This is a genomic window from Streptomyces lonarensis (assembly GCF_012033735.1).
Lineage (GTDB): Bacteria > Actinomycetota > Actinomycetes > Streptomycetales > Streptomycetaceae > Streptomyces > Streptomyces lonarensis.
In genome coordinates this window covers 20,344-29,214 of the sequence record NZ_JAAVJD010000047.1, presented here as the reverse complement: position 1 = coordinate 29,214, position 8,871 = coordinate 20,344, and the positions used below count along the sequence as shown (strand labels likewise).

Sequence of the window (8,871 nt, the reverse complement as noted above, 5' to 3'; positions counted from 1 at the left end):
CCTGACCCGGCCGAGCCGGGCGCCGCGCCGGGCGACGGGGCGCCGCCGCCCGGCCGTGCGCCGTGCGGCCGCGTCCGCGGCGCGGTGCGGGGCAGGGGGGTCACAGTGCGCTCGCCTTCCGCCGTCGGACCAGCGCGATCAGCACGGGTGCGCCGATGAACGCGGTCACCACGCCCACCGGCATCTCGCTGGGCAGCACCGCGATCCTCCCGACCTCGTCCGCGAGCAGCACCAGGGTGGGCGCGACGACCAGCGAGCCGAGGACGATGCGGCGCTGGTCGGTCCCGACGGTCCAGCGCACCAGGTGGGGTACGACGAGGCCGACGAAGACGATCGGTCCGGCGACGGCGGTGGCCGAGCCGGCGAGCAGGGTGACCGCGGCGAGGACCGCGACGCGGACCCGCCCGACGGAGACCCCCTGGGCGAGGGCGACGTCGGTGCCGAGCGCGACGGAGTTCAGCGCGGGCGCGACCAGGAAGGCGATGAGCAGTCCCGCCACCAGCAGCGGCAGCACCGGCAGCAGGACGTCGGTGCCGCGTTCCAGCAGGCTGCCCGCGCTCCAGCCGCGCATTCGGTCGAACGAGTCGGGGTGGGTGAGGGTGAGCCCGGTGGTCAGTCCGGCGAAGACGGCGCCGACCGCGACGCCGCTGAGCGTCATGCGGACGGGGTCCACCGCCGAGCGCCCGGCGGTGGCGATGCCGTAGACCAGGACCGTCAGGACCAGGGCGCCGGCGCAGGCGAGCCAGACGTACCCGAAGGGGCTGGTCACGCCGAGGAAGGTGATGCCAACGGCGACGAAGAACGCGGCGCCGGCGTTGACGCCGAGGATGCCGGGGTCGGCCAGCGGGTTGCGGGTGAACGCCTGGATCAGTGCGCCGGCGACGCCCAGCGCCGCCCCCACCGCGAGCCCCGCGAGGGTGCGCGGCACCCGCTGCTCCAGGACGACGTAGCGGGACTCGTCCGTGCCGCCGCCGAGGAGTGTCTCCACCACCAGGGGCGGCGGGAGCGGGTTGGCGCCGACCAGGAGGGAAAGGGCGACAGCGAGCGCGAGCACCGCCACCGCGGCGACCGCCCGCCGGTGGCGGGCGGTCGGCGGGGCGGGGGCGGGCGGGGCGGGGGCGGTGCCGGTCATCGGGGCGCGCGGGTGCTCGCCGGTCAGCCGGCCGACAGCAGGCGGTCGAGGTCGTCGAGGACGGCCATGCCGCCCAGCGGGCCGACGCCGGTGATCCAGAACGACTGGTCGACCACGTGCAGGTTGGCGAACGACTCGGCGTTGTCACGCACCGCCGGCGGCACGGCGTCAGCAGCGGCGACGTCGGCCGCGGTGACGAGCACCAGGTCGGCGCGGGCGTCGAGGACGCGCTCCGGCGAGACGTCCACCGAGATGGACTCCTCCCAGTCGCGCTCGGGGGTGGTGAAGCCGGCGCACTCCAGGGTGCTTCCGGCGAAGGAGGTGGGCCCGTAAAGGGTGAGGATGCCGTCCCGCGGCCGGACGAGCTGTGCGGTGCTGCCGGCCGTGCCGTGCTCCTCGGCTACCTCCTCGCAGCGGTCCTGGTAGGCGGTGAGGAGCTCCTCGGCGCCCGCCTCGTCGTTGAGGGCGCGCGCCACCAGGGCGACGTTGTCGGCCCACGGGTCGGCCTGCGAGGCCATGAAGACGGTGGGTGCCACCGTCTCCAGCTGGTCGTAGAGCGCGGAGTGCCGGGACTCGGTACCGATGATCAGGTCGGGGTCCAGGGCCGCGATCTTCTCGACGTTGGGCTCCGGGACGGTGCCGACGGTCTCGACCTCCTGGCCGGCCTCGCCGAGGTACGCGGGGACGCCCGCGGCCTCGTTGAGGACCGCGGCACCCACCGGGGTCACGCCCAGGGCTATCGCCGTGTCGAGCTGCACCGGTTCGAGCACCACCACGCGCTGGGGCGCCTCGGGGACCTCGGCGGTGCCCCGGGCGTGCTCGACGGAACGGCGCCCGGTTTCGGCCGCGTCGCCGTCACCCGAGCCCGCGCCGTCACCGTCCCCTCCGCCGCAGGCGGCGAGGACCAGCGCGGCGGCCAGCAGGACGGCACCGCGGGAGAGGGCGCGCGGAGTGCGGGCACGCGGGTGGGGCACGGGCAGGCTCATGAACGTTCCATTCGACGGGAGAACGCGCCGGCCCCCGAGGACCGGCGCGGCGCCGAACAACTTAGCATTACCTAACTTCGGCGACGAGAGCTCACCCGCCGCGTCCGACCTGCTACGACACCCGCTCGCGGTCGTGCCAGTACCCCTGGGCGTGGATGCGGTGCGGCGGGACGCCCGCCGCCCGCAACGCGTCCCGGATGCCCGCGACCCAGGTGCTCTCGGTCGCCAACCAGGCGTAGAACCCCTCGCCGAGGCGGGCTGCGTCGGCGGCGGAGCGCGCCGCCCAGGCGTCGGCCTCCCGGGCCAACGCCGCCCCGCCGCGCTCCTGTTCACCACGGATCACGACCGTCACCCCGACCCCCGGCAGCTCGGCGCGCAACGCCGCGGCGTCGCGGGGGTCCCCGGCCTCCAACAGCACTTCCCGCCGGAGTCCGGGCACACCGGCGGTGGCGGCCGCGATATTGCGCACGGCCGGATAGGCCGTCTCGTCGGCGGCGAGCAGCACCCGGCGCACCCCCGGGCCGGGCTCCCACTGGATGCCGTGCATCGGGGCACCGCGGCGCACGTCCGGGCCGGACAGCAGCGCGGGCGCCCCGGGTCGGGCCGCCGCGGCCCAGGCCGAGGCCGGGCCGGCGCCCGCGTGGACGTGGACGTCGAGGTCGACCTCGGCGCGGTCCGGGCGGACCGCACTCGGGGTGTAACTGCGCATCGGCGGCCGCACCTCCTCGGGGACCTCGCGCCGCCGCTCCCGCCAGCGGGGCTCGTGCAGCAGGTCCTCGACGAGCGCGGAGGGGAAGCCGGCATCACGCGGGACCAGCAGTTTCACCCGCTGGTCGAGGCCGTGGGGGGCGAAGTGGACCAGCCCCTCCCCTGCGAGGGTGAGGCGCACGAACCCGGGAGAGAGCCGCCGCACCTCGCTGACGCGCGTGACGAAGAGCACGTTGGGTGAGGCGTGGAACGACGGGGCCACGGCGGGTCCTCCCTGGTCGGATCGCGGTTCGGCTGTCGACGGCTGGGGACGATACCGACCGGAGCCGGCGCGGCGCGCGCGAGGCCCTCCCGACGCGGGGGCCGGGGCACGGGGCGCGGCCCCCCGGCGCAGCGTGCGCGGCGGCGGCGCGCGGGTGGGTCGGGGAGGCGCGCCGCCGCACATCCGCGGTGCAATTTCATGCGCACCCGCGGGGTCGACCTGCTCGAAGGTTGTCTTAAGTCAACCTTAAATTTCTGAGCCCCCCTTGCCATGCTGTCAGAGCACGCAGCGTCACCGATCCCATCGTCGCTGCTCGCGGGGGTAGTGCGCCCCGCGCGCCCCCTGAGCGCCGCAACGCGCCGGTACGCGACGGCCTGTTCAGGCGGTGAGTTTGCACGAGAAAGGACCACGCGATCGGCATATGCACGCCATGATGGAGCCATGGCAGTCACCACGAGCAGCCCTCGCACGGGACTCGACAACGATCACGAACTCTTGCGCGCCGCAATGGACTTGAGATGCGACGCGACGGCCGGAGACGTCGAGCTGCCCGGCCGGCCCGAAGCGGCGGCAGCCGCGCGGCGACTGACCCGTGTTCACTTTCACAACCGCTGGGGTCTCGGTCCCGACCTCACCGACAACGCGGTGCTGCTGATCTCCGAACTGGTCAACAACGTGCTCCAGCACTCCGGCGCCGTCACCTTCACCGTCCGTGTCCGACGGCGGCGCGGCTGGGTACGGGTCGAGGTGCGGGACCCCTCCCGCTCGCTGCCCTGCCTGCTGCCGGTCGGCGCACTGGAACCCACCGGGCGCGGGCTCTGCCTCGTCAACCACCTGGCCGACCGTTGGGGCGTGGACCTGCTCCCCCGCGGCAAGTCGACCTGGTTCGAGCTGCGCACCGGCAACTGAGACGCGTCATGCGGGCCGCCGCGGCGCCCGCACCGGGCGCAGCGCGGACGCGACCGTCCGCGCGCATCCGTCACGCGCTGACCGGCGCCGCCGCCCCACGGGACTCCCAACGCCCCGCCCCGGCCCGGACAGCCCGAAGGGGCGGTGGCCCGGCGGCAGCCGCGCGGTGACCACCGCCCCTTCGTGCCCCGCCGCGCCTGTCGCGGGCGGGCTCAGCGCATTCCGCGCCGGCTGGTCGCGGCACCGCGGCGGTTGGTCGCCGCCCGCCTGCGGCGGTCGTTGCAGAGCAGGCACTTCCCCCAGCCCGGCGGCAGCGGGTCCTCCTTGTCGCCGTGCAGCGGATCGACCGCGCCGTGCGGATGCACCCGGCACCCGGTGGTCCCCGGCCCGGCGGCGAGCGCGAGCGCCGCGGACTGGGCGCGACGCAACGCGTCCACCAGCACGTCGGCCTGCTCACCGCTCGGGATCTCCTGGTCGAAGGCGATGTCGGAGGCGGTCCGCAGCGCCACCTGGAGATCGCGCCACTCGGTCTGGTCACTCATGACGCCCAGCGTAGGCCCCGCCGCCGACAGCGGACGGCGCCGCGTCACCCCGCACTCCCGCCGTCCCGCCCGGACGCGGCGTCTCCCGGAACGCCACCGCCGGCACCTCCTCGTCACGGAGCTGCGCCGCGCGGCTCGCGGTACCGACGGGCCCGGGGGCGAGGCCGCCGTCCGCACGGTGCCCCGGCCCGGGCTGTCCTCAGGCGTCCTCCCCGCCCGGAAGCCGCCGGCCCCGCCGGCGGGCCCCGTGCGCGCTGCCGACTGCGCCCGAGCGGACGCAGCCCTGTGGCAACCGGCGGAGTGGCCGCGCCGCGGCGGCCCGGCGGAGCCCGGGTGCCACCCCGCGCGCGCCCGCTCGTGAAGCCCCGCCGACCTACGGCCTAGGACCTCCGTGCCACCTCCGACTAGGGCAAAAACCCGATGGGAAGCACCACAGGCGCCCCGTAAGCTCGCCTTGATGTCTGCCACCGACCCCACCGCCCAGGACTCCCCTGCCCGCAAACGCTCCGTCGTCCGATCCCTGCTGCGGCTGTGGCCCTACGTCCGGCCGGTGCGGGCGCGCTTCTTCACCGCGGCCGGGGTGGCCGTCCTCGCGTCCTGCCTGTCGCTGGTGCTGCCGATGATCCTCCGCTGGATCGTGGACGGCCCCGTCGCCGACCGGGACTTCACCGGGGTGTGGATCGGCGGTCTGGTGCTGCTGGGTGTCGGCGTCCTGGAAGCCGTGCTGTTCGGGCTGCGGCGCTGGCTGGTGGCGCGGCCGCTGGCCGGGGTCGAGGCGTCGATGCGGAACGCGCTGTACCGGCACACGCAGCGGCTCCCCGTGGCCTTCCACGACCGGTGGTCCTCCGGGCAGCTGCTCTCCCGCGCCACGGGCGACCTCCAGGAACTGCGGATGTTCCTGGCGTTCCCGCTGACGTTCCTGGTGGTCAACGTCTCGACCATCCTCGTCGGCTGCGTGATCATGCTCTCGCTCAGCTGGCAGCTGGCGCTCATCGTGATGAGCCCCTTCGTGCCCCTGATGTGGGTGTGCATCAGCTTCGAGAAGCAGTACTCGGTCGCGGCGCGGCGCGCCCAGGACCAGATGGGCGACCTCACCACGGTCACCGAGGAGTCGGTCCTCGGTATCCGCGTCATCAAGGGGTTCGGCCGCCACCGCAGCCAGGCGCGCGCCTTCCGCGCCCTCTCCGACCAGCTGTACGGCACCGAGGTGGTCAAGGCCCGGATGCTGGGCTGGATTCTCGCCGTCATCATCGCGCTGCCGGAGCTGGTGCTCGGCGCGGTGCTGGTGGTCGGCGTCCTCCAGGTCGCGTCCGGTGCGCTGTCGGTGGGCACCCTGGTCGCGTTCACCGCCATCGCGCTGGCGCTGCGCTGGCCGGTCGAGTCGATCGGGTTCATCCTCGCGATGTGCAACGAGGCAGCCACCGCCTCCGACCGGTTCTTCGAGGTCATGGACACCGAACCGCCGCGGGAGGCGGCCGGTGCCGCGGCGCTCGCCGCCGCGCCCCTCGCCCCGGCCGGGGCCGCCGAGCGGCGGGAGGAGGACGGCCGGGCCGAGGAGGCCGACGGACTGCGCCTGGCCGGGGTCGGCTTCCGCTACCCCGACGCCGCCCCGGACGCCGAGCCGGTGCTGCACGGCATCGACCTGCACGTCCGCGCCGGGGAGACCATGGCGCTGGTCGGCGCGACCGGCAGCGGCAAGACCACGCTGACGGCGCTCGTCCCGCGCCTGCACGAGGCGACCGAGGGCAGCATCACCCTCGACGGCCGGGACATCGCGGAGCTGCCCCGCGCCGAGGTCCGCGCCCTGGTCGCGATGGCGTTCGAGGAACCGACGCTCTTCTCGGCGAGCGTGCGGGAGAACGTGCTGATGGGGGCGGTCGACGGCACCGCCGACGAGGAGGAGTTCCGCCGCGCGCTGCGCGTGGCGCAGGCGACGGAGTTCGTCGACGCCCTCCCCCTCGGGGCGGACACCGAGGTCGGCGAGCAGGGGATGAGCCTGTCCGGTGGTCAGCGCCAGCGGCTGGCGCTGGCCCGTGCGGTCGTCGGCCGGCCGCGCTTCCTGGTGCTGGACGACCCGCTGTCGGCGCTGGACGTGCACACCGAGGCACGGGTGGAGGCCGCCCTGCGGGAGGTGCTGGTCGGGACGACCGCACTGGTCGTGGCGCACCGCCCCTCGACGGTGATGCTGGCGGACCGGGTGGCGCTGCTCTCCGACGGCCGCGTCACCGCGGTGGGGACGCACGCCGAGCTGATGCGGACGTCCGCCGAGTACCGGCACCTGATGTCCGGTGAGGAGCGGGACCCGGGGACGGGCCCGGAACGCGAGGAGGTGTCGGTCCGATGACCACGGCCGTCACGGACACGGACGCCCAGCAGCCGGACCCCGAGGAGCGCCCCGACGCGGGCACCCCCGAACCGGCCGGCTCCGGCGGCGATCCCTTCGACCGGGACCAGCTCCCGGCCCCGCCCGGCGCGCCGCTGCGGCTGCTGCGGTCGCTGCTGCGGCCCGAGCGGCGGCTGGTGGTGCTGGCGTCGGTGCTGCTGCTGCTCCAGCAGGCCGCCATCCAGGCGGGGCCGCTGCTGGTGGCGATCGCCATCGACAGCGGCGTTCCCGCCGCGCTCGACGGCGACCACGGGCCGCTGATCACGGTGGCGGTGCTGTACGCCGTGGCCGGCGGCGCCTCCGGCGTGCTGGTCTACGCCTTCTACCGGACGCTGGGCCGGGCCTGCCAGGGAGTGCTGCGCGACCTGCGCGGCCGCATCTACCGGCAGGCACAGGCGCTCAGCCTGGACTTCCACGACCGGTACACCTCCGGCCGGATGATCTCCCGCTCGACCTCCGACGTCCTGGCGCTGCGCGAGCTGCTGGACGAGGGCGTGCAGACGCTGATGACGGTCTTCGTCTCCATCGTCTACATCACCGGGCTGCTGCTGTACATGGACCTCGGGCTGGGCGTGGCGACGATGGCCTCGTTCGTCCCGCTGTACCTGCTGGTCCGCAGCTACCGGCGGCGGGCGGGCGCGATGTTCACCCGCCGGTCGACGGCGATCGCCACGGTGATTGTGAAGTTCAACGAGACCCTCAACGGCATCCGGCCGGTGAAGGCCTTCCGCCGCGAGCGGGCCAACGACGCCCGGTTCGACGAGCTCAACAGCGAGCACTGCCGGCTCAACGGCGGCACCATCCTGGAGATGGCGCGGTTCGTGGTGCTGTCGCGGCTCACCGCCAACGTGACGCTGGCCGCGATCGTGCTGTGGTCCGCCTACCGGGTGGCCGACGGCGACCTGGAGCTCGGCGTGCTGGCGGCGGCCGCGCTGTACGTGCGGCGGCTGTACGACCCGATCGACCGCTTCGCGATGATCCTCAACGCCTACGCCTCGGCGTCGGCGTCCCTGACGAAGATCGCGGGGCTGCTGGCGCAGCGGCCCGAGCTCGCCGAGCCGGCGGAGCCGAAGGAGCTGCCGGAGCGTCCGGCGGACGCGCCGGGGCGGGAGGTCGTCTTCGACACGGTGCGGTTCGCCTACCGGACGGGCGGCGAGGTGCTGCCGACCTTCGACCTCACCCTCGCCGCGGGGCAGACCACCGCGGTGGTCGGCGCGACCGGGGCGGGCAAGTCGACGCTGGCGAAGCTGCTCGCCCGGTTCTACGACCCGACCGACGGGCGGGTGCTGCTCGACGGGGTGGACCTGCGCGACCTGGCCAATCCGGAGCTGCGGCGCGGGGTGGTGATGGTGACCCAGGAGGCGTTCCTGTTCTCCGGGACCGTCGCGGAGAACATCGCGCTGGGGCGGCCGGACGCGCCCCGTGCGGAGATCGAGGCCGCCGCCCGCGCCATCGGGGCGCACGAGTTCATCGAGGCGCTGCCCGACGGCTACGACACCGATGTCCGCAAGCGGGGCGGCCGGATCTCCGCGGGCCAGCGGCAGCTGGTGTCGTTCGCCCGGGTGCTGCTCGCCGACCCGGCGGTGGTGATCCTGGACGAGGCGACGTCCTCGCTGGACATCCCGGGTGAGCGCGCGGTGCAGCACGCCATGGAGACAGTGCTGCGCGACCGCACCGCGCTGGTCATCGCGCACCGGCTGTCGACGGTGGAGGTGGCCGACCGGGTGCTGGTGATGGACGCGGGCCGGGTGGTCGAGGACGGGCCGCCCGCCGAGCTGATCGCGGGAACAGGCCGGTTCGCCGCCCTGCACAGCGCCTGGCGGGAGAGCCTGGTCTGACCCCGCCGCCCGGCGACGTGTCGCGGCCCGTCCCTCGCGAGGGGCGGGCCGCGACACGCTTGCCCTCACCGGCGGGCGGGCCGCCGCGCCCGGGTGGACCGTGCGCGGGCC

At 74.9% G+C, this 8,871-nt stretch carries 7 protein-coding genes; 3 read left to right on the top strand and 4 right to left on the bottom strand.

What is annotated here, in order from left to right:
• Positions 1 to 100 precede the first annotated feature (100 nt).
• The 3 genes from HCN56_RS09035 to HCN56_RS09025 all read right to left on the bottom strand — a co-directional run bounded on the left by HCN56_RS09035 (position 101) and on the right by HCN56_RS09025 (position 3,088).
• Complete coding sequence (locus HCN56_RS09035) at positions 101 to 1,132, bottom strand: FecCD family ABC transporter permease (protein ID WP_167968993.1); 1,032 nt, start codon at positions 1,130 to 1,132, stop codon at positions 101 to 103.
• 23 nt (positions 1,133 to 1,155) lie between these two features.
• Positions 1,156 to 2,118, bottom strand: coding sequence for an ABC transporter substrate-binding protein (locus tag HCN56_RS09030; RefSeq protein WP_167968992.1), 963 nt, complete (start codon positions 2,116 to 2,118; stop codon positions 1,156 to 1,158).
• Between the two features lie 112 nt (positions 2,119 to 2,230).
• Positions 2,231 to 3,088, bottom strand: coding sequence for a siderophore-interacting protein (locus HCN56_RS09025; RefSeq protein WP_167968991.1), 858 nt, complete (start codon positions 3,086 to 3,088; stop codon positions 2,231 to 2,233).
• Between the two features lie 441 nt (positions 3,089 to 3,529).
• On the opposite strand from HCN56_RS09025, the gene HCN56_RS09020 reads away from it, so the two are divergent.
• Positions 3,530 to 3,997 carry an ATP-binding protein gene (locus HCN56_RS09020; RefSeq protein ID WP_167968990.1) on the top strand — a complete coding sequence of 156 codons (468 nt, stop codon included), beginning with the start codon at positions 3,530 to 3,532 and terminating at the stop codon, positions 3,995 to 3,997.
• A 212-nt stretch (positions 3,998 to 4,209) separates the two neighbouring features.
• On the opposite strand, the gene HCN56_RS09015 is transcribed toward HCN56_RS09020, so the two are convergent.
• Positions 4,210 to 4,539 (bottom strand): hypothetical protein, encoded by a 330-nt coding sequence (locus HCN56_RS09015; protein WP_167968989.1) that lies wholly within the window; start codon positions 4,537 to 4,539, stop codon positions 4,210 to 4,212.
• Positions 4,540 to 4,996: 457 nt separating this feature from the next.
• Here HCN56_RS09015 and HCN56_RS09010 point away from each other — a divergent pair, with 457 nt between their 5' ends.
• Positions 4,997 to 6,883, top strand: coding sequence for an ABC transporter ATP-binding protein (locus tag HCN56_RS09010; protein ID WP_167968988.1), 1,887 nt, complete (start codon positions 4,997 to 4,999; stop codon positions 6,881 to 6,883).
• Positions 6,880 to 8,760 (top strand): ABC transporter ATP-binding protein, encoded by a 1,881-nt coding sequence (locus HCN56_RS09005; RefSeq protein ID WP_167968987.1) that lies wholly within the window; start codon positions 6,880 to 6,882, stop codon positions 8,758 to 8,760. The genes HCN56_RS09010 and HCN56_RS09005 overlap by 4 nt, the downstream gene beginning before the upstream one ends.
• Positions 8,761 to 8,871 lie beyond the last annotated feature (111 nt).